The organism is Natrinema sp. 74, assembly GCF_046097095.1.
Taxonomy (GTDB): Archaea; Halobacteriota; Halobacteria; order Halobacteriales; family Natrialbaceae; genus Natrinema.
Genome location: NZ_CP175698.1, coordinates 1,182,837 through 1,202,733 on the forward strand (window position 1 = coordinate 1,182,837; position 19,897 = coordinate 1,202,733).

The 19,897-nt window shown below is 66.7% G+C and carries 19 protein-coding genes; 11 read left to right on the forward strand and 8 right to left on the reverse strand.

The genetic code is table 11. The annotated features are described in order from the left end of the window. Nucleotides 1-96 precede the first annotated feature (96 nt). Nucleotides 97-1,461, reverse strand: coding sequence for a D-aminoacyl-tRNA deacylase (locus ACJ70B_RS05870; RefSeq protein ID WP_408959481.1), 1,365 nt, complete (start codon nt 1,459-1,461; stop codon nt 97-99). 150 nt (nt 1,462-1,611) lie between these two features. Between ACJ70B_RS05870 and ACJ70B_RS05875 the strand changes: the two genes are divergently transcribed. The 8 genes from ACJ70B_RS05875 (at nt 1,612) to ACJ70B_RS05910 (ending at nt 11,624) form a co-directional block, all read left to right on the forward strand. Continuing rightward, a complete protein-coding gene (locus ACJ70B_RS05875; protein ID WP_408959482.1) occupies nt 1,612-4,053 on the forward strand; it encodes a PAS domain S-box protein in 2,442 nt (813 codons plus the stop codon). 67 nt (nt 4,054-4,120) lie between these two features. After that, the gene (locus tag ACJ70B_RS05880) at nt 4,121-5,071 is read left to right on the forward strand and encodes a hypothetical protein (protein WP_408959483.1); all 951 of its coding nucleotides are present in this window, start codon (nt 4,121-4,123) and stop codon (nt 5,069-5,071) included. Between the two features lie 144 nt (nt 5,072-5,215). After that, the gene (locus tag ACJ70B_RS05885) at nt 5,216-6,019 is read left to right on the forward strand and encodes a shikimate dehydrogenase (protein ID WP_408960080.1); all 804 of its coding nucleotides are present in this window, start codon (nt 5,216-5,218) and stop codon (nt 6,017-6,019) included. A gap of 83 nt (nt 6,020-6,102) precedes the next feature. After that, nucleotides 6,103-6,849 carry a helix-hairpin-helix domain-containing protein gene (locus ACJ70B_RS05890; protein ID WP_408959484.1) on the forward strand — a complete coding sequence of 249 codons (747 nt, stop codon included), beginning with the start codon at nt 6,103-6,105 and terminating at the stop codon, nt 6,847-6,849. A gap of 191 nt (nt 6,850-7,040) precedes the next feature. Continuing rightward, entirely contained in the window at nt 7,041-8,612 is a 1,572-nt protein-coding gene (pabB, locus tag ACJ70B_RS05895) for an aminodeoxychorismate synthase, component I (protein WP_408959485.1), read from the forward strand. Then, entirely contained in the window at nt 8,605-9,276 is a 672-nt protein-coding gene (locus tag ACJ70B_RS05900; protein ID WP_408959486.1) for an anthranilate synthase component II, read from the forward strand. Before pabB ends, ACJ70B_RS05900 begins: the two co-directional genes overlap by 8 nt. Nucleotides 9,277-9,581: 305 nt before the next feature. Then, a complete protein-coding gene (locus tag ACJ70B_RS05905) occupies nt 9,582-10,136 on the forward strand; it encodes a hypothetical protein (protein WP_408959487.1) in 555 nt (184 codons plus the stop codon). Between the two features lie 615 nt (nt 10,137-10,751). Next, nucleotides 10,752-11,624, forward strand: a complete 873-nt coding sequence (locus tag ACJ70B_RS05910; RefSeq protein WP_408959488.1) for an aminotransferase class IV — start codon at nt 10,752-10,754, stop codon at nt 11,622-11,624. Nucleotides 11,625-11,639: 15 nt separating this feature from the next. Here ACJ70B_RS05910 and ACJ70B_RS05915 read toward each other — a convergent pair whose 3' ends face one another. Continuing rightward, complete coding sequence (locus ACJ70B_RS05915; protein ID WP_408959489.1) at nt 11,640-12,755, reverse strand: saccharopine dehydrogenase family protein; 1,116 nt, start codon at nt 12,753-12,755, stop codon at nt 11,640-11,642. A 97-nt stretch (nt 12,756-12,852) separates the two neighbouring features. On the opposite strand from ACJ70B_RS05915, the gene ACJ70B_RS05920 reads away from it, so the two are divergent. Continuing rightward, the gene (locus tag ACJ70B_RS05920; protein ID WP_408959490.1) at nt 12,853-13,332 is read left to right on the forward strand and encodes a Rieske (2Fe-2S) protein; all 480 of its coding nucleotides are present in this window, start codon (nt 12,853-12,855) and stop codon (nt 13,330-13,332) included. On the opposite strand, the gene ACJ70B_RS05925 is transcribed toward ACJ70B_RS05920, so the two are convergent. Next, the gene (locus tag ACJ70B_RS05925) at nt 13,329-13,694 is read right to left on the reverse strand and encodes a hypothetical protein (protein ID WP_408959491.1); all 366 of its coding nucleotides are present in this window, start codon (nt 13,692-13,694) and stop codon (nt 13,329-13,331) included. The two genes, ACJ70B_RS05920 and ACJ70B_RS05925, sit on opposite strands and share 4 nt — an antisense overlap. Before the next feature lie 193 nt (nt 13,695-13,887). After that, on the reverse strand, nt 13,888-14,178 hold the full coding sequence (locus ACJ70B_RS05930; RefSeq protein WP_408959492.1) for a transcriptional regulator: 291 nt from the start codon (nt 14,176-14,178) through the stop codon (nt 13,888-13,890). Nucleotides 14,179-14,317: 139 nt separating this feature from the next. Here ACJ70B_RS05930 and ACJ70B_RS05935 point away from each other — a divergent pair, with 139 nt between their 5' ends. Further along, on the forward strand, nt 14,318-15,289 hold the full coding sequence (locus ACJ70B_RS05935; protein ID WP_408959493.1) for a sugar phosphate nucleotidyltransferase: 972 nt from the start codon (nt 14,318-14,320) through the stop codon (nt 15,287-15,289). 81 nt (nt 15,290-15,370) lie between these two features. After that, nucleotides 15,371-16,069: a hypothetical protein gene (locus ACJ70B_RS05940; protein ID WP_408959494.1), complete on the forward strand. Its 699-nt coding sequence runs from the start codon at nt 15,371-15,373 to the stop codon at nt 16,067-16,069. 62 nt (nt 16,070-16,131) lie between these two features. On the opposite strand, the gene ACJ70B_RS05945 is transcribed toward ACJ70B_RS05940, so the two are convergent. The 4 genes from ACJ70B_RS05945 to sppA form a co-directional block, all read right to left on the reverse strand. Beyond that, the gene (locus ACJ70B_RS05945) at nt 16,132-16,599 is read right to left on the reverse strand and encodes a ferritin-like domain-containing protein (protein WP_408959495.1); all 468 of its coding nucleotides are present in this window, start codon (nt 16,597-16,599) and stop codon (nt 16,132-16,134) included. 94 nt (nt 16,600-16,693) lie between these two features. Further along, on the reverse strand, nt 16,694-17,419 hold the full coding sequence (locus ACJ70B_RS05950) for a diphthine--ammonia ligase (protein WP_408959496.1): 726 nt from the start codon (nt 17,417-17,419) through the stop codon (nt 16,694-16,696). Nucleotides 17,420-17,467: 48 nt separating this feature from the next. Continuing rightward, nucleotides 17,468-18,793 (reverse strand): DUF373 family protein, encoded by a 1,326-nt coding sequence (locus tag ACJ70B_RS05955; RefSeq protein ID WP_408959497.1) that lies wholly within the window; start codon nt 18,791-18,793, stop codon nt 17,468-17,470. Nucleotides 18,794-18,899: 106 nt separating this feature from the next. Further along, nucleotides 18,900-19,895, reverse strand: a complete 996-nt coding sequence (gene sppA / locus ACJ70B_RS05960; RefSeq protein ID WP_408959498.1) for a signal peptide peptidase SppA — start codon at nt 19,893-19,895, stop codon at nt 18,900-18,902. Nucleotides 19,896-19,897: the final 2 nt, after the last annotated feature.

Genomic DNA, 19,897 nt, shown 5'->3' on the forward strand with positions numbered 1-19,897 from the left:
GACACGTTAATAGAATATTACGTGTCCGGGGTCGGAAACGGGAAATTCGCGATGCGGCGCGGAGTAAATGTCTACTACTGTCGACCGCCGGGTTGGTCAGAACGGAAATCGACGCGTCCGCTCGGTCCGAACCCTCTCAGGATTGACTGTTTCCTCATCGACTGTGACGGCCTCGCCTTCGGCGAGCGCGCCGAACTTCGGTCCCTCCGGAACGCCGGCCTCGCGTGCGAGTGTGGGATCGAAGGCGACCTCCTCCGCGACGACGGCGTCGTCCTCAAGCCGAACATCGTTGAACTTCGACTCGAGGATCGCGGCCAGTTTCTCGACGATCGCCGCCCGAGGGCCGCTCGAGTCGCCGTCAGCGCTGGTCCCGCTCTCGACGTCGGTCGCGGGCACCGCGGCCCGTGAGCCGACGCGACTCCCGCCGTTCTCGGTGGTAAACGCGACGGTGTGTGCTTCGACGACGGTTCGAACGCGTTCGTGGTCGATCCCCTCCGCGGTCGTGACGAGTTCCGTCGGGAGGTCGACGACCGTAATCGAGTCGGCGAGCCGATCGCCAAAGCGGATCCCGTCGTCGATCGCGCCCAGTTCGGACTCGACCGTATCGACGAGGTCGAGCGGGCAGTCGCCCGCTTCGCGCAGCCACGTCTCGCTGACGATCCGACAGTCCATCGACTCGAGGGTCTCTTCGAGGACCGGCCAGTCGCCGTCCAGCAGCGCGATCTCGGCGTCGCTGGCCTCGAAGGCCCGCTCGAGGACGTCGCGGTGGGCGGTCGGGTGCCCCATTGCCTCGAGCGCCCAGTCGGCCGCGACGTGGCCGACCGCCCACGGCGTCTCGCGGACGACCCGCTCGAATCGCGGGGCGTAGTGGTTGCCGCCGAAGCCGACGATCTGTCTGTCTCGGTGGGGGTCCACACCCCGTAGGTCGAGGATGGCGCGAGCGACGGCCGCGGCCCCGGCGGGGTCGTCCCACTGCTCATCGCCGCTGCCGAGTTCGGCAAACAGCGAGGGACAGCCCACGTCGGTCGGGCCGTGGTGGGTACACTCCATGCCCACGTCGTACTCCTCGGGCGCGTACTCGTCGAAGGCCTCGAGCAGGCGGGCCACGGCGTTGGGCGCGGCGTCGGCCAGCGCGTCGGGCTCGCCGCCGAACTCGGCCGGGCCGACGTTGCCCGTGAAATGGCCGGTCAGCAACGGCCCGGTATCACCTGAGTGTCGTGAGGCGAAGACGAGCAGGTCGGGGTCGCAGTCGAAGGCGTCGGCGGGGCGCTTGAGGTCGATATGCAGGTCGTCGAACGAGCGGAGTTCGGCACCGTCGGTCCGATAGTAGGTATCGCCGCCGTCGGCCGCCGGCCGGGTCTCGTCCGTGTGTCGCCCCCAGTCCGCGTGCTCGCGGAGCTTTTCGCAGATGTGCTCCGATGCGCGGTCGGCGCGGCTCTCGACGATCGCGAGCGTGGTCATACTCGTGGTCGCGTTTTGAGGGCGTTAACGGCGCCGGTTCGCGGCGGCTCTCTCCTCGACACCGAAGCGGCGAACACGCGTAGCGCTTGCCACCCGTAGCTTTTCGTATGTGGCAGTAACGCATACCGAATACGGATAGGCCACCGATCGATGAGCGATAGACCGCCGAAACGCGGGAAGTCATCGGCAGCACAGGGGGACACCGAAAGCGGGATGGCAGACGATATCGGTCTCGAGCCCGCGGAGTTGAGCGACCTTAGCAGTGACTGCGCCGTCGCGCCGCTTGGCCCCGACGGAGCCGTCGCCGACTGGAACGACGGAGCCCAACGGCTTACGGGGTACGGCGAGGAGACGATCCTCGGCACACACTACCGAACGTTCTTCCCGCCGGCAGACCGCGAATCCGGCCGCCCAGAGCGGCTCCTCGAGCAGGCGCGGACGGACGGCCGGACCGAGACCGACGGCTGGCGGGTCAGGCGGGACGGGAGCCGGTTCTGGGTCCACGAGGTCGTCGCCCCGATTGGTCTCGACGGTGAACTCGCCGGCGATGGGGCGGTCACGGAGAGCGACCTGCGAGGCTACCTCTGGGTCGTCCACGACCGCACCGAGGAACGCGACCGGGAGCGGGAACTCCGCGAAGAGAAAGCCTTCGCAGAGCACATCTTCGAGGCGCAACCGGACATCGTCTACGCGTTCGATACGGAGGAGAACTACCTCGAGTGGAACGACCGAGTGCCGGCGGTGACGGGATACACCGAGGCGGAACTGGCCGGGATGACCCCGACCGAGTTCGTCGCGCCGGAGGACCGCGAGCGTATTGCCGAGGCAGTTCACCGCGTTCTCGAGGAGAACGAGCGCGTCACAGCCGAAGCCAGACTCCTCACGAAAGACGGGCGCCGGATCCCCTACGAACTCAACAGCGCCCGGATCACCGACGACGACGGCACCGTTCTCGGCTTTACGGGCACTGGTCGTGACATCAGCGACCGGAAGGCGCGCGAGCAGGCGCTTCGCGAGGAGAAGGCGTTAATCGAGAGCATCCTCACGGCACAGCCGGACGTGCTCTACGCCTACGACGTCAAGGGGAATCTGCTCCAGTGGAACGAGCGGTTCGAGCGCGCGACCGGCTACGACCCGGATGAATCCACCGATGTAGACCCGCTCACGTTCATCGCACCGGAAGACCGCGACCGCATCGGCGAGGCGATCGAGCGCATCTTAGCGGAGGGCGAGCGGGTGACCGCCGAGGGACGGGTGCTCGCCGACGACGGACAGCGAATCCCCTACGAGTTCAACAGCGCCCGGATCACGGCCGACGACGGCACCGTCCTCGGTTTTACCGGCGTCGGCCGCAATATCAGTGAGCGCAAAGCACGCGAGCGAGAACTCGAGCGCCTCGAGCGGCTCAACGCGGTCGTTCGGGCGATCGACGAGACGATGGTCGGCGCGGAAACTCGTGAGGAGATCGAGACAGCGGTCGTCGAGGAGTTCGCCGCCGCCGACGCCTACCGGTTCGCAGTCATCGGGCGGGCAGCGTCCACCGCGACGGCCGAGGGGTACACCTGGGAGCCCGAGGCCCGAGCCGGAATCGACGAACTAGCGGCCGACGACGTGCTCGCGTCGTTCGTCGATCCGCCGGCCGACGTATCGGGAGCGTCACCGTTCGGAACGCGAACCGTCCAGCGGTACCGGGACCTCCGAGAGAGCCCCGTCGACGACTGGCGAAGCGATGCCCGCGACCGTGACTATGACGCGGTCGCGGTCGTTCCCATCGTCGCGACCGATCGGCCGCTCGGCGCGCTCGTGATCGGAGCCGACGAGCCGGCGGCGTTCGCCGACCGCGAGCGCGAGGTCTTACAGGAGTTTGGCGGCACGATCGGCCACGCGATCAACGCGATGGCCGTCCGACGGCTCCTCTATATGGACACCGTCGTCGAACTCGAGCTCGAGTTGACCGCCCGAGAGGACACCTGCATTCGCATGTCCGAGCGCACCGGCTGTACGCTATCGGTCGATCACGTGCTCCCGCTGACCGACGAGGTGTTCGTCTACTACCTCACCGTCTCCGATGCCACCCCCGAGCGGATCCGGGAGGCGGCGACCGACGACGAGGCGATCACGGAGTTTCGATTGATCGACGCGACCGACGGGGAGAGCTACTGGGAGGTCGTCGTTCGCGGGGCGACGATCACCGAACTGCTCGCCGAGCACGGCGCGCGACTGCAGTCGGAGACCGTTCGTGACGGTGCCGGGACGCTCACGGTTCAGGTGAGCCCCGACGCGGACCTGCGCGAACTCCTCGACGCGGTCACGTCGGCCTACCCTGACACGAGGCTCGTCTCGAAGCGAAGCGTCGACCGACCGGTCGAAACGTGGGGCGATTTCCGGCAGCGCGTCGAGTCGTCCCTGACCGAGAAACAGCAGTTGGCCCTCGAGGCGGCCTACCACGGCGGCTACTTCGAGTGGCCGACGCGAGACAGCGACGCCGGCGAGATTGCCGACCGGCTCGGAATCGCCCGCCAAACGTTCCACCAGCACCTCCGGGTCGCGCTTGCAAAGCTCCTCTCGGCGTACTTCCGAGCAGCCGACTGACGACTACCCGGCGATACCAGAGCATGCTGGTACAGTTCTTTCCCCCGCCCAGTGGCTCTATCGGACAATGAGTTCATCCCCGGCGTCAGACACGACGACCGCAATAGCCGTCCTCGCGAAGCCGCGGCGACGATACCTGCTCGCCACACTACGCGAGCGAGCGGACACAGCGTCGGACCGCTCGTCGCAGATGGGGCGCCTATCGGTCGGGACGCTCGCGACGGAGGTCGCGACCACGGAGCACGGCTGTCCCATCGTCACCGATGATCAGTGCGAGCAGACGCAGACCGCCCTGTATCATCTCCACGTCCCGCGACTGGTCGATCTCGGGCTTCTGACTCGAGAATCTCGCGGCGACACGACGATAGTCGGGCTCGACGACCACCCGATTCTCGAGGCCGACTGGGTCCAGACCGTACTCGAGGATCCAACCGGCGAATCGTTCCCCGCGGACGAGGAGACGCTGAACCGAACGCTGCAAGCGCTTCGCGCGCCGCGTCGCCGAGCGGTCTGTGCCGTCCTCGCGACGCGACACGGAGCGATTTCCGTCTCGGAACTCGCCACAGCGGTCGCCACTCGAGAGGCGACCGGCGAAACGGACACTGCCGACGCGAACTCCGCGGATGAGGCACACACCACCACGTCGATCGTCCACGAGCACCTCCCCGCACTGGCCGACGCCGGCCTCGTCGAATACGACCGCAACGCTCGTCGCGTCGCGCTCGCCACCGACGCACCCCAGTGGGAAGCCGACTGGCTGCTCGAGGGGCTGCTCGCCGACGTTTCCGGATTCAAACGGCGGTCCGGACGGGGAGACGACACGGCCGAGGACCAACGTGATTCGGACGAGACGACGAGCGACGAGACGGGCGCGGCCGAGTCAGCCACGGACAGCGGCAACATGTCGTGGATGCTGGCACGACCGCGCGCTGGATGCTCGAGCAGCGAGGAGACGTCACCGCGAGAACTCACGAATCCCGTCGGTTCGTCGTCGACCGCGACCGACGGCCACGACTGATCGCTGTCGACCGAAGCCGCCGCATCGCCGATCGTTATTGCTCCGGCCTATCGAACCTGTCTGAGAGGCCACTCCGACAGTCGATCCCTGCCGAAGCCAGACCGATTATAGTCTTCCCGCACCGAAGAACAGGAACCGATGGCTATGGACGTATACGGGCTCCTCGGCAACCCGGTGGGGCACTCGCTATCGCCACCGCTACACGAGGCCGCCTACGACGAACTCGGACTCGAGGCGCGCTACGTCACGTTCGAACCCGAACCCGAAGACATCGCCGACGCGATCCACGGAGCCGACGCGCTCGGCATCGCAGGGCTGAACGTGACGATCCCGTTCAAACAGGACGCCCTCAAGATCGTCGCCCCCGAAGATCTGGCGACACGGATCGGCGCGGTCAACACGATCGACTTCTCGGGGTCGGGACCGCCGACGGGGTACAACACCGACGCCGTGGGCGCGCTACGCGCGTTGCGCGATCACGATGTGACGGTCGAGGGGGCGCGAGCGGTCGTCGTCGGTGCCGGCGGTGCGGGCCGAGCGGTCGCGTTCGGGCTCGCCGACGCCGGCGCGACGGTCGCGATCGCTAACCGGACCGAGCCGAAGGCCCGCGAACTGGCCGCGGACGTTCCGCATGCGACCGGTCACGGCCTCACGGAACTCGAGACGCTGGTGCCAGAGGCCGACGTGTTGGTCAACGCCACGAGCGTCGGCATGGAAGAGGACGTTTCGCCGGTGCCGGCCGACGCCCTCCACGACGACCTGGCCGTCCTCGATGCGGTCTACCAACCGCTCGAGACGAAACTGCTACGCGAAGCGGCCACAGCCGGGGCGACGACCGTCGACGGCGCGTGGATGTTGCTCTATCAGGGCGTCGAGGCGTTCGAGATCTGGACCGATCGAGACGCGCCCGTCGCAGCGATGAACGAGGCGCTTCGCTCACGGCTCTGACGATATCGCGAGCGTGCGTCTCCGAGCAGTTCCGCCGACAGTATCAGGCGAATTTAAGTGTCGGAGCCGACTACATCGGGATAATGGCAATCCTCCAAAAGCTGAAGTCCCTGTTGGGATTCGATGGGTCGGACTCGGAGCGCGGAGGCGCTCGAGAGGTCGGGGTAACGGTCGAACGGGAAGGGTCGACGGACGAGGGGAACGGATCGCCCGCCGGCGCTGATCGGGATGAACCGACAGAGGGGCGGGCCGCTGAGCCCCCGCAGTCGGCCGCGAGCGGTTCGAGTGCGGCGGGATCGACGGAGTCGCTGACGGAGCCGACGGACGCCCCGGAGGAGGGCGCTGAACCGGCGGAAGCGACCGGCCCAGAGACGGGCGACGCAGCACCGACGGCGGAAAAGACGCCTGATCTCTCTCAGGGCGAGGAGCCCGAGCCGGACGCCGCCGGCGTGGGGGACGTCGACGTAGCGGAAGCAGAGCCTACGGCCGAGACGGACACAGAGGCGGCCGAAGCGGAGGCGGGGACGGAACCCACGGAGCCCGAGGACGAACCGGACGCCGACGCGGAGGACGTCGGCGCGGCCGACGGGCCGGTCGAGGGCGAAGCGGACGCAGACGAGGCCGACACCGAGCCCGAACCAGAGCCGGCCAATCAGGAGCCGGTCGACTCGATCAAGGGCATCGGTCCGGCCTACGCCGACCGACTCGCCGGTGCAGGTGTCGAAACCGTCGGCGAACTCGCCGTCGCGGACGCCGCCGAACTGGCCGACCAGACCGATATCTCCGAGACGCGCATTCAAGGCTGGATCGACCGCGCCGAAGTCCGATAACCGATCCGCATCGCTTGGCGACCCGGGACCGCAACCGACCGTCCGACTCGTCCTCGAGTGGCTACTCGCGACGGATTCTCCGCTCTGTAGACGACCGCGAGTCATGTTCACGTCGCTTGCCCCGTCAACGGAGACGGCCATCGCGGCCCGAAATCGCAAGAGGATTAGCCGCCGGTCTCGATCGATGAGACATGAGCGATCCGCGCGTCGTCACGACGGTCGACTCGTTTCGCGCCGCCGCTCGCGGCCACGACGGTAACGCGGCGGCCGACCGTGACGTCTCGACGCGCGCCGGACGCCGAGTTCCGGTCGAGGTTCGCACGACCGTCGACGATCCGTTTCTCGCCTACCGTCGAGCCCGCGACGGCGACGATGGAGCCTTCCTCGAGACGACCGGCGGCCAACCCGGCTGGGGCTACTTCGGCGTCGATCCCGTCGATCGACTGACCGTCAGTGCCGACGCCGTCGTGCGCTCGGACGACGACGGGCAGTCGCCGACGCTCACCGCGCTCGAGGGACTCCTCGCCGGCGATCGACTCGTCCGCGGCGAGTGCGACGTGCCTTACCCCTGTGGAGCCGTCGGCTGGCTCTCCTACGACGTGGCTCGCGAACTCGAGGACCTGCCCGATTCCGCCATCGACGACCGCGGACTGCCCCGACTCGAGACCGCGGTCTACGACCGGTTTGCCGCCTGGAAGGGGCCGACCGACGGTGCGGTGACGCTGCGGATCACGGCCTGTCCGCGAGTCGGTGGCGGCGAGACGGACCCGACGGACGCCGACCTCGAGACGGCCTACGAGCGCGGCCGGGACCGGGCGCTTGAGCTCGCCCGGGCGGTCCACGAAGGCGACCCCGCGGTCGGCGAGCCGCCGGTCTCGAGTCCCGAGGCGACCTTCGAGAGCGACTGCGGTCGCGCGGCCTTCGCCGCTCGCGTGCGCCGAGTCAAGGAGTACGTCCGCGAGGGCGACACCTTTCAGGCCAACATCTCACAGCGACTGGTCGCGCCCGCGGCGGTCCACCCCGTCGCGGCCTACGACGCCCTACGGCGGGTTAATCCGGCACCCTACTCCAGTCTGCTCGAGTTCCGGGCGGCGGATCTGGTGAGTGCAAGCCCGGAACTCCTGCTCGAGCGCGACGGCGACTTCGTCCGAACCGAACCCATCGCCGGCACCCGACCGCGCGGCGAGACGCCCGCGGAAGACGCCGCGCTCGAGGACGACCTGCTGACCGACGAGAAAGAGCGCGCCGAGCACGCGATGCTGGTCGACCTCGAGCGCAACGACCTCGGGAAGGTCTGTGCGTACGGCTCGGTCGACGTCTCGGAGTACCGCCGGATCGACCGCTACGCCGAGGTGATGCACCTCGTCTCGAACGTGACCGGTCGGCTCCGCGCCGAGGCGACGCTGTCCGACGCCATCGCCGCGACGTTCCCCGGCGGGACGATCACCGGCGCGCCCAAGCCGCGGACGATGGAGCTCATCGACGAACTCGAGGCGACCCGGCGTGGTCCCTACACGGGCAGCGTGGGGATCTTCGGCTTCGACGGCCGTGCGACGCTGAACATCGTCATCCGGACGCTGGTCCGCCACGCCGACGAGTACCACCTCCGTGTCGGCGCGGGCATCGTCCACGACTCGGACCCCGCCCGCGAGTACGACGAAACGTTAGACAAGGCCCGCGCGCTCATCACCGCGGTCGACGAGGCGCTCGGCGAACGCGCGGAACTGGGGCTCGAGGCCGAGAGAGGTGAGAACCGTGAGTGACAAGCACGGCAGCCGTGAGCCGGCGAGCGAGCGCAGCGAACGGTTGCTCGTCATCGACAACTACGATTCGTTCGTCTACAATCTGGTCCAGTACGTGGGGGAGGTCGCCGACGAGGTGATCGTCCGCCGGAACGACGAAATTGACCTCGAGGGCGTCCGCGACCTCGAGCCGACGGGAATCGTCGTCTCGCCGGGGCCGGGGACCCCACGGGAGGCCGGGATCTCGATTCCGCTGTTCGCCGAGACCGAGTATCCCATCCTCGGGGTCTGTCTCGGGCATCAGGCGCTCTGTGCGGCCGAGGGCGCGCCGGTCGTCCACGCGCCTGAGGTGGTCCACGGGAAGCCGTCGACGATCGGCCACGATGGCGAGGGGATTTTCGATGGCCTCCCAGAGACGTTTCAGGTCGGCCGGTATCACTCACTGGCGGTCGACCGCACCGATCTCCCCGATACACTCGAGGAGACCGCTCGGACGGCCGACGAGCGCGGCGTCCTGATGGCGGTCCGCCACCGAGAGAAGCCCCACGTCGGCGTGCAGTTTCACCCCGAGAGCATCCTCACACGGGGGCACGACGACGCGGCCAGCGGTGACGGCATCTCGCTCGCCCTCGGGAAGCGCATGATCGCGAACTTCTGTCGGTTCGCGGCTCGAGTCGACGAGTGATCGGGCCGACCGAGAAGAGAAACCCTGCTAATGAGTGTTTCCCAAGCCACTCGAGTGGGACGGGGTTGGACGATGACCGAGCGATAAGTGCAGGCGAAGGCGTTACCGGAGCAGCTGCCTATCTCTCGGATAGGCATCAGAAACCCCCTGCTGAATATAGAGCATAGGTTCAGCACGACGAATTTGTTTGTTTCATGCCGAAGCCAATGAACAACCCGCATACTACGCGTGCGAATTTAGCGCTGAGTCAAACAGCTCTTTTATTTTGCCGAAGACATTTATTGCTTTAGTCCGATTCATAATATATGGACCGTCGGAGGTTCCTTGCCGGTGTTGGTGGTTCCTGCTTCGCTGTTACGAGTGGCTGTCTTGCGATTGATGCTAGAGAGACGCCCATGGTTCTGTCTCTTGTCTCTGTGGACCGTGGCCCCGAACCGCTATCCTTCGAGATCGACCTACGCGAGGAGACATTAACCGAGACTCGGGCTCCAACATTAGATATTGCCGTTACAAACAGGGGAAAGAAATCCGCTAAGTGGGAATACGGGGGAGGAGTCGGAAACCTGCCATTTCCACAACGAGTCTATTCAGCGGACGATCGCCTTGTAATCGGGCTGGAAAAGGAGGTTGAGTCTCAATTGAGGGATACCTCGCGTGGCTGCGCACGTCTCGAGCATTTCGTAGCTGCTAACGGTATCCAACACACCAGTCTTGAGCCCGACGAGACAATTAGAAACCGATACGCGGTAGCTGGAATTGGTGGGAATTTTAACGGAGTCTGTCCGGAACCGACAACATATCGAATGGAGGAGCAACTGGGGGATTACGGAGAGTGGGGGTTCACAATCAAACTGGACTGAGATGATCCGTTACTCCTGATGAAGGGGACTGCTGTTCTCTACTGGATAGGATATACCTCCGCTGTACTGAGCGCTCACCACATTCTCAAACCGGGCCCGGTCTCATGCGACATTCGCGCCCTGTATTCAGCACGCCTCTCTCAACACATCTATTAGCTGATGGAAGGCACAGCGTTAGGTTCGCACACGTAGTTATCACGGCGTTCGGCCACCTATCAAGTGAGCTGAATACGATGACCCATGCACTGGGTTCGACTGCCTCGACTGGAACTTGGATGCTTCTTCGATGGCGTCTCAGAGACTGGGACAGACGACCGCCACCTCCCGAGACACGCCACGCGAAATCACCGGTTCTCACCGTCCGTCTCCACACCGAGACCCCACTCTCGAGAGCGCCGAACCGAGTCGATCTGTCGCCACACGAGCGGTTGCCATCGCGCTGAGCGGCCTCTCGAGGTCCGCATCGCCGGTAATCGCGCAGTACTCGCCGCGGTAGCGGACGAGTCCGCAGTCCGCTACCCGAGACAGGACGAAGGCGGCGCGCTCGAGCGGAAGCCCGTAGCTTGATACCGCTCCAAGTGCCACGACGAGACAACGCCGACTCGAGCCCACCGCATGACCGACGACCGACTCTACCACGTCGATGGAGAACTCGTTCCCGCGAGCGAGGCCACCGTCAGCGTCGACGATCGCGGCTTCCGGTACGGCGACGCCGCCTTCGAGACGCTGCGGGCCTACGGCGGGACGGTCTTCGCGTGGGACCGCCATCTCGAGCGCTTGGATCGAACCTGCGAGGCCCTCTCGCTCGCGCACGGACTGTCGGCCGACGACCTCCGGCGTCGGATCGACGAGACGCTCGCCGCGAACGACCTCGCGGACGCCTACGTCCGGCTGTCGATCACCCGCGGCGTCCAGCCGGGGAAACTGACACCCCATCCCGAGGTCGATCCGACGGTGGTCGTCTACGTGAAACCGCTCCCCCGGGGTGGGCTTGAGGGCGAACCCGTCTGGAACGACCCAGCGGCGGTCGAGACGGTCGAGACGCGGCGGATCCCTGACGACGCCGTGCCGGCCGCGGCGAAGACCCACAACTATCTCAACGGGATCCTCGCGCGCGCGGAACTCGGCGACAACGCCGACGAGGCGCTCATCCGTGATCTCGAGGGGGCCATCGCGGAGGGCGCGACGAGCAACCTGTTTTTCGTCCGCGATGGGGAGTTATACACGCCGACGACCGACGGTCCGGTTCTACCGGGGATCACGCGGGAACTCGTACTCGAGTGCGCTCGAGTGGCTGAGATTCCGGTTCATGAAGGAAACTACGAGGTCGCGGACGTGCACGCGGCCGACGAAGCGTTTCTGACCAATCGGACGTGGGAACTGCGACCGATCGCGGCCCTCGACGGCGAGTCGATCGGCGGCGGCTCCGTCACGGACCGGCTCGCGCGGCTGTACGACGAGCGCGTCGAGCGGACGTGTTACGACTGAATCGGCGCTCGACGATCACTCCGACTCGGTGGCCACCCGTTCCGGCTCGTCCGAGTCGTCGAACACATCGGGTGTCGCTACCAGTTCGCGCTCCGTTCCCGCAAGCTCGAGCGCAAACTCGCTTCCAAACGCCGATGCCGGAGTCTGGAACCCCGACGGGATTCGGTGGCGATCCCCGAGGACGCGTTCGGCGGCCGTCACCGCCGACTCGGCGGTCAGCGCGTACGGGTTCGGCGTCCGTAGCCGCGCCCGCGCCCGTTGGCCGGTGGCTCGATCGGTGGCTTCGCCCCAGACGACGGCGCTGCCGGTCGCGAGTTCGCGTTCGTCCGGGCCGTCGAGGCGGGCGTCGATCACCCACTCGAGGAGCCGCTCGACGGATCGGCGCTCGAGGAGCCACCCCAGCGAGTCGACTGCCGAGAGACCCTTCGTCGTCCACGGCGGCGCGGCGGCGTAGACCTCGACCGACTCGATGCCGGTAGTGTGGGCCGCGGTGACGATGTCGCCCCAGGGAATCGTGACGGCGTGTTCGGGACCGTCGCCGAAGTCTATTTCGCGCGTTCGGAACGCGGTCGGCACCCGAATGAGCCGCCCGTTTCGGCGGACGACGCCGCCGCTGCCGAGGTGGTCGACGAGCGTCTTGGCGGTGCCCCGCGAGAGGCCACCCCCGACCTTGACACCGAGGCACAACTGATCGGCATCGGAGAGTCGATCGGCGAGAAACGCCGCCAGACAGTCCGAGGGGACGACATCGAAGCCGACGCCGGGTAGGAGCGTGAGCCCCGCCTCGCGGGCCGCGGCGTCGCGTTGGCGGAGCGATTCGAACGCGGCGAACTCGCCGGTAATGTCGAGATAGTCCGTCCCCGTCTCGAGGCAGGCTTCGACCAGCGGTCCGGCGGTGTCGACGAACGGCCCCGCACAGTTGAGAACGGCGTCGAAGGACGCGAGGTGGGACTCGAGGGCGGCGGACTCGAGGTCGAACGTCCGGCCTTCGACGCCGAGCCGATCGGCCTGCTCGGCGACCGCGCGACCGTCGCGGCCCGCGACGACGGGCGACCCCCCTCGGGCGACGGCCTCGCGCGCGATCAGCCGCCCCGTGTAGCCGTAGGAGCCGTAGACGAGAAGGGAATCCATGGGCGGTGTTGGTCGGAGAGGTGGTTTAACGTTCCGTCAGACGCGTGTCCGTTCGGTGGCGTAACGTTCAGGGCGGCCGATCGATAACCGGGGCGTGATGGACGCAGGACGGATTACGGCGCTCTCCGAGGTGCCCGACGACTCGACGGTTTGTTTTCGCGTGACCGACGACGCGGGCGAGGTTCGAGAAGCGATCCTCGTCAGGACCGACCCGGCGGCGACGGACGGCGGCGAATCGACCGCCGAGACGGACGGCGGAGAGCGACCCGCCGAAACGGACCACGTCGCCTGCTGGCTCAACTACTGCCAGCATCTCACGCACATCAAGCTAGACAAGGGGTCGGGCGCGCCGATGCGAGACGGCGAACTCGTCTGTGCGAACCACGGCGCCTACTTCGAGGCCGATTCCGGCGAGTGCACGTTCGGCCCCTGCGAGGGGGCCTACCTCACCGAACTCGAGGTGAGCGTCGCCGACGGTGACGTCTATCTGACCGACGGTAGCTACGAGTTCGTCGGAACGGGCCCGATCGAGGACGACGATTTCGATCGGACCTCGACCTCGAACGTCGAGTTCTAGACCGCGTCGGGGGCGACCAGATCCCGCTCTTGATCGTACTCGAGGAGGCCGGCGTCGACCAGCCGCGGGAGGTGGTCGTGATACAGTGAGAGATAGACCTCGGTGACCCGTTCGGCCGAGATGTTCGTCACGTCGTGACCCGTTTCGCGGACGGCGACTTCCTCGGCCGCGTCGGGGAGCGTCAACTCCTCCTCGTAGGTTCGCATGACCTCGAGCAGCAACCGCCGCCGCTGGTCGGCCAGCAGGGCGAACGCGTCATCGAGCGATTCGCCCGACGCGTCGCGCTCGTCGCCGTCGAGCCAGTCGAGCAGTCGTTGGACGAACTCGACCGCGTCGAACTCCGAGTTAGATTCGGAAGTCATGGGTGCTCGAGTCCTCGAGTCGAGCGACGACGTCAAACGACGGAGACGATACCCGCAGTCAATGAAGCTAGACGCTGCCGCTCGCTCGAGGGTTCGTATCAGTCTCTCTGCTGCACCGTAAATATTAGTATCGGATTTACCTGAGAATTGTCAACTAATACTGAGAGTCAGCAACGGATGAACGTTGACGGCGTTACTCGATAGTGAACGTCGGTTCGTCAATCGACTCGCTCTTGCAATCGGGGCACCGCGAGGGGAGGTTCAAGAGATCGTCGTAGTCGTCGAAACCGCAGTCTCGGCATGTCGGCGGTGCGACAAGCAACTGTTCGTCGGTGCCGTCAACCGATCGAGAGACGTGTTCGACGTGGCGGACCACCGCGTGCGGCGTTAGATCGAACTGCGCAGCCAGTTCAGTCGGCGTCGCCGGCTCGTCACGGAGAACGTCAGCGAGTCGCTGTCGCGTCGTTTCGTCGGCTTTGCGCATACGTCCAGTCACGGCGCTCGTGCGTTTACCGTTTGCTCTGTCCGCCCGCCCTCGAAACCGCGTGTCGGGACACCGGGGGACTTCCAGTCGGGTCACTGAAAGGGTAAGTGACTTACACCCCGCTGGCGAACACCGGTCCATGAAGGCCGTCGTCCTTGCAGGCGGGTACGCGACGCGTATGTGGCCGATAACCAAACATCGGCCCAAGATGTTCCTCCCGATCGGCGAATCGACCGTCATCGATCGCATCTTCGCGGAACTCGAAGCGGACGATCGCATCGAAACTGTCTACGTCAGCACGAACGAGCGGTTCGCCCCCGATTTCGAGGCCCACCTCGCTGACAGCGAGTTCGACAAGCCCCAGCTCTCGGTCGAGGAAACGACCGAGGAAGACGACAAGTTCGGCGTCGTCGGCGCGCTCGCCCAGCTGATCGACCGCGAGAACGTCGACGACGATCTGCTGGTCATCGCTGGCGACAACTTGATTAGTTTCGCCGTCTCCGACTTCCTCGACTACTTCGAGGACCACGACGCGCCCACGCTCGCCGCCTACGACGTCGGCTCCCGCGAGAAGGCCAAGTCCTACGGACTGGTCGACCTCGAGGGCGACCGGGTCGTCGACTTTCAGGAGAAACCCGACGACCCCAAGAGCACGCTCGTCTCGATCGCCTGTTATGCGTTCCCGCAGGACTCGCTTTCCCTGCTGCCGACCTACCTCGAGGACGGCAACAACCCCGACGAGCCGGGGTGGTTCGTCCAGTGGCTCCAGAACCGCGAGGACACCTACGCCTACACCTTCGAGGGCGCGTGGTTCGACATCGGTACTCCGGAGAGCTACCTCGACGCCGTCGCCTGGCATCTGGACGGCGAGTCGCTCGTCGCCGACTCCGCGACGCTTGACGGTGCCACGATCGGCGAAAACGTCCACGTGATGGCCGACGCCACTCTCGAGGGGACCAACCTCGAACACACGGTCATCTTCCCGGACGCGACGGTCCGCAACGGCGACATCCGTCGCTCGATCATCGATCAGGGGACCCATATCGAGGATCTCGACCTCGCGGGGGCGCTGATCGGTGCCCATACGACGATCACGAACGGCTCGGAGTAGACCCAGTCACCGACTATTCGTGTGGATCGATCCGGTCGACACAGCTATAGGTCTCCCGTGTGATGCGTGGGGACGACGCGTATGCACTCCGATCCGGCCGTTCGAGCGGTGCTCGAGCCCTACGCCGATGACGCGCCTTACGACGGGCTTGCACGAGACTTTCGCGAGTACCGACGCTGGACCGGTGACGAGCCGCTGTTGCTGATCGCCGAGGCCGCCGCCGCGTCGACTGGCCAAGGGTTCGTCGACGGCATCAAACCGGCCGTCGAACGGTTTCGCGCCGCCTTCCTCGCGACCGATCGGGTCGACTCGCTGGCGGCTCTCGCCGAGGTCGACTTCGAGGACGACGACCTGGTCGAGGCCCTCGGAGCGCAGCGCAAACGGCGTGTGCTCCTCGAGACCGCACGCGTCCTCGCGGACCGGCCCGCTGACGACGCGCTGGCCGCGCTCGTCGGGTGGGCCGCGACGGCGGACCACTATCGGTACGAAGAGGACCCGATCGGAGCGATTTCGGGCGTTGGCCCGTCGACGTTTCAGTACCTGCGCCAGTTGGCCGGCGTCGACACCGTCAGGCCAGGCCCCACGATCGAACGGTTGCTCGAGGCCGTCGACGCCGACCTCGAGTCATCGCCGATCGATACCGCGACCGACCGACGGACGATCGCCTCCTGCGAGTGGCTGGCGTTCGTCTCCGGGTACACCCCGCTCGAACTCGATCGCATCGCGTGGTGGACCCACACCGACCCCGAGGACCGCGACGCCGCGCTCGAGGCGCAGTGAACGCGTCGGGCCGCCGCGGTATCGACCGTCGCTGTGACGCCGACCCATTGCTCTCATTGCTCTTATACCGCGGTCAGCTCTCGCAGCCGTTCGAGGCCGGTTTCGGCCTCCGTCTTGGTCTGTTCGAGCGGATCGACGATCTCGTCGGGCAGCTCCATCCGATCGGCGAGCGCCAGCAGCGTCTCGAGCTTCGTGATCTCGAGGCGTTCGATCCCCCGACCCAACTCCGTCTCGACGAGATCGCCGAGCACCGGGTCCTCGAGGTCCTCGACGAGGTCCTCGCGGTCGGTGCGCAGCCCCTCGAGCGCCGCGTTCTCGAGTGGGGTGGGCTCGGCTCCCACTCCGTCGAAGATCGGCTCGAGCCGGGCGATTTGTTCCGTCGTCCGCTCGCTGTGGCCCATAAAAAAGTCCTCGAGATCCTCGTCAGTCGCGGCCTCGGCCAGCCCAGACTGGAGGTCCTCGAGTTCGCGCTCGATGTGGTAGAGTTTCCTGAGCTCTCGGACGAACAGATCGCGGTCGCTCTCGATCATGGACGCAACGTCAGCGGGGACGCGCAAAGCGGTTCGCCCGTCATTCGAAACGTCACTCCCCACCGTTTCCCGATCGCACTCGTCGTTTCGCTCTTCACGATAGCGCTGCATCCGTAATCCGCAACCGCCCGCGCGTTCCGTCCCACTCGCGCTCATACTCGAGGTCGATCCGCCGATCCATGTGCGGCCCGTCCACGACCAGCGTCTCGAACTCGCCGCCTTCGCCGAGGATGTGGACGCCGTACTCGTCGTTGAGCGCCTCGAGATCGGCGATGGCCTCGCGGTCGAGCGTCCGACCGAGCCACGACTCGTCCAAGCCGTGGGCCGCGACCTGAATGATCTCGATCTCGAAGCCGGCCTCGAGCATCGCGTCAGCCAGCTCCCGCGGGTCTTCCTGCCACAGCGGGGCGAAGAGCTCGCAGCCGAGGCGGTCGCACATCCCTCGAATGCGGCTCGTCTGGTATTCGCTCTCGACGGCTCCCGCCGTGACGCCCGCGACCCCGCCCGGCAGGTCGCGCTCGAGGGTCGCGAGCGCGGCCTCGAGCGGCTCGAGTTCGTCATCGCCCTGCGTGCTCGAGTCGGTCGCCGCGTCGGCTCCGAAGTCGTCCGGTTCGACGTCGACGAGTTCGATCCCGATGCTCTCGGCCGCCAGCGCGGCTAGGTCCGTCGCAGGGACGTGGTACATGTACGAGTCGCCCGCGGGGTGGACCGTGACGAGTCGCTCGACCGGGAGCCCGCGCTCGAGCGCTCGGTACAGCGCCCACGCGGAGTCCTTGCCGCCCGAAAAGAGGCTCACCCACGCGCCGTCTGCATCGCTCATGGTCGGGCGTGGGCGGGCGCGGGTAAAGGGATACCGAGTCCGGATGGCTCAGCGAGGCGGGTCTCGAGAGGCGTCCGAATCCGCGTTCGGATCGGCCCCGCCGTCGGTGAGTTCGGGATCGGTCCGGTCCAGTCCCCGCTCGGTCTCAGGGTCGGCGGTCTCGTCGGCCGAGCGGGCGGCCTCGAGGTCGGTGTCAGCGCCGGTCCCACCGGCTGCGGCTCCTGCGTCCGAGCCGCCGTCTCCCCGTTCCACGGCCTCGCTCGAGCCGCTGAAGGCCGAGGCGACTCGCGCACCGACGAGGCTTACGATGATGGCGGTGACGACGAAGAGCGCGAGGCGTTCGCCGGCACCCATGACGAACCGTTCGTTCGAGACGACGCCGAGTTCGGCCGCCGGGACGACGAACGGCTCGATCACGTCCTGTTGCTCGAGGAAGTACGCGGAGAAGCCGCGGACGACCAGCCCGACGGCGAGGACGATAAACGGCAGGTTGAGGAAGGACGTCCGGATCGGGTCCTCGCCAATCGCCTCGTCGAGGAGCCGGCCGGCGCTCGCGGTCAGCGCGGCCATCGCGAGCCAGGGGATGCTGTCGAAGGCAAACCGCGTTGCCGGGATCACCACACCTGGCGTATCGCCGAGGTTCGAGACGCCGAGCGCGCCGACGAACAACCCGATGAGCGTCAGTCCGGCCGCGACCACGTAGGTGACGACCGACACCTGCCCGGAATACAGCGACTCCCGCGTCTGATGGGCGAACCGCGTCAAGAGCTCGTCGACGTTGAATCCCTTGTAGAGCAGGAACAGGCCGATGACTGTGGTGATCGCGGCCGCGCCCGTCGCCGGACCAACGGTGGTCGCCAGCATTGGAAAGACCAGCAGCGCCAGCCCGATCGGCACGAGCACGGTCTGGCGCAGTTCCTCGTCTGCGAGGAACTGTTTGAGCAGGTAGTAGGTCGATTCGATGTCGCGGGCCTGTCGGACGACGACGCGGTCGACCGAATCGACCCGAACTCGGCTCTCGACGATCGGAATCAACCGCTCGTCCTCCGCGCTGTCGGTCACGACGACGGCCGACTCGGGGTCGTAGTCGGCGATGAGGTCGTCGAGTTGTTCGGCGACCGCCCGGTCGGCCGACACCATCGACTCTCGGTCCCCCGAAACGACCGCGACGACGACCTCCTCGTTCTCGTCGCGCAGGTTCTGTGCGACGCGCAGCGACTCGAGTAACGTGTTCACTCCCGAGTCCTCCGGATCCGCGAGGCCGACATCGGTCACGAGCGCGCGGACTGCCTCCCAGCCGACGACCGGCGATCGGAGGCCGGTCTTGCGGCCCACGTCGTCGGTCCGGTCGAGGCAGACGACCAGCGTTGTCACGGATAGGCGTTGGGTTCCGTGCGACGATAAAACCACTTACTCGTTCGAGACAGTCTCGCACGCTCGGCGGTCACACGGCCGTCCGCGAGCGCGGTCGACCGCCAACTTAGCTTCGCAGCCGGAAGCCGCGCCCGTCGCCGAGGCCGGCGATCCCGGCACCGAACGCGTACGCGACCCGCTGGGCACCCGCGCCGACTCGGGCCATCAGCGGCCGCTTCGGTTCGAACTCCTCGACGGTCACGTCGTCGACCTCGAGTCGGTCCGCCAGTTCGGCTTCGATCTCGCGGCGCGTACCGAGGTGATCGACGAGTTCCATGTCGTCGGCCTCCTCGCCGAGGTAGATCCGTGCCTCGGTGTCGCGGACGAACTCCGCGTCGAGGTCGCGGCCGTCGCTGACCCGCTCGACGAAGGTGTCGTAGTAGTCGTCGATCAGTCCCTGCAGGTACGCGCGTTCGTCCTCGTCCAGTTCCTTGAGCGCGGTGCCGGCGTCTTTGTACTCGCCGGCGGCAAAGCGCTCGTAGGAGAGGCCGACCTTCTCGGCGAGGTCGCTCGCGTTGATCCGCGAGCCGATGACACCGATCGAGCCGACGATGGAGCCCTCGCGAGCCCAGAGCTCGTCACAGCCGCTGGCGATCCAGTAGCCGCCGCTGGCACAGACGTCGGTCGCGTAAGCGATCGTCGGCCCGTCGAACCGCTGGGCCGCGAGCCGGATGTCGTCGCTGGGCACGACCTCGCCGCCGGGCGTGTTGAGCTTCAGGAGGAGTGCCCGGACGTTGTCGTCGTCGTTCGCGCGATCGATCTGGTCGACGATGTCGTCGGCCGGCGTCGAACCCGGACTCGTGGGAAAGCGACCGCCGCCGCCGTCGCGGCTGATCGGCCCCTCAACGGTGACCTCGGCGACGTCGTAGCCCGGGAACACGGAGCCGGCCGCGTTGCCCGCGAGTCGGAGACCGACGAGTGCGAGTACGAGCGCAAGGAGCACGCCCAATAGCTCCGCCAGCGTCGCCGGATAGACGACGAACAGGCCGACGCCGACGAGCGCGAACGCGAGCGTCCCGACGACGACGATCGCGAGTCGGCCGATACCCTCACTACTGACCACGG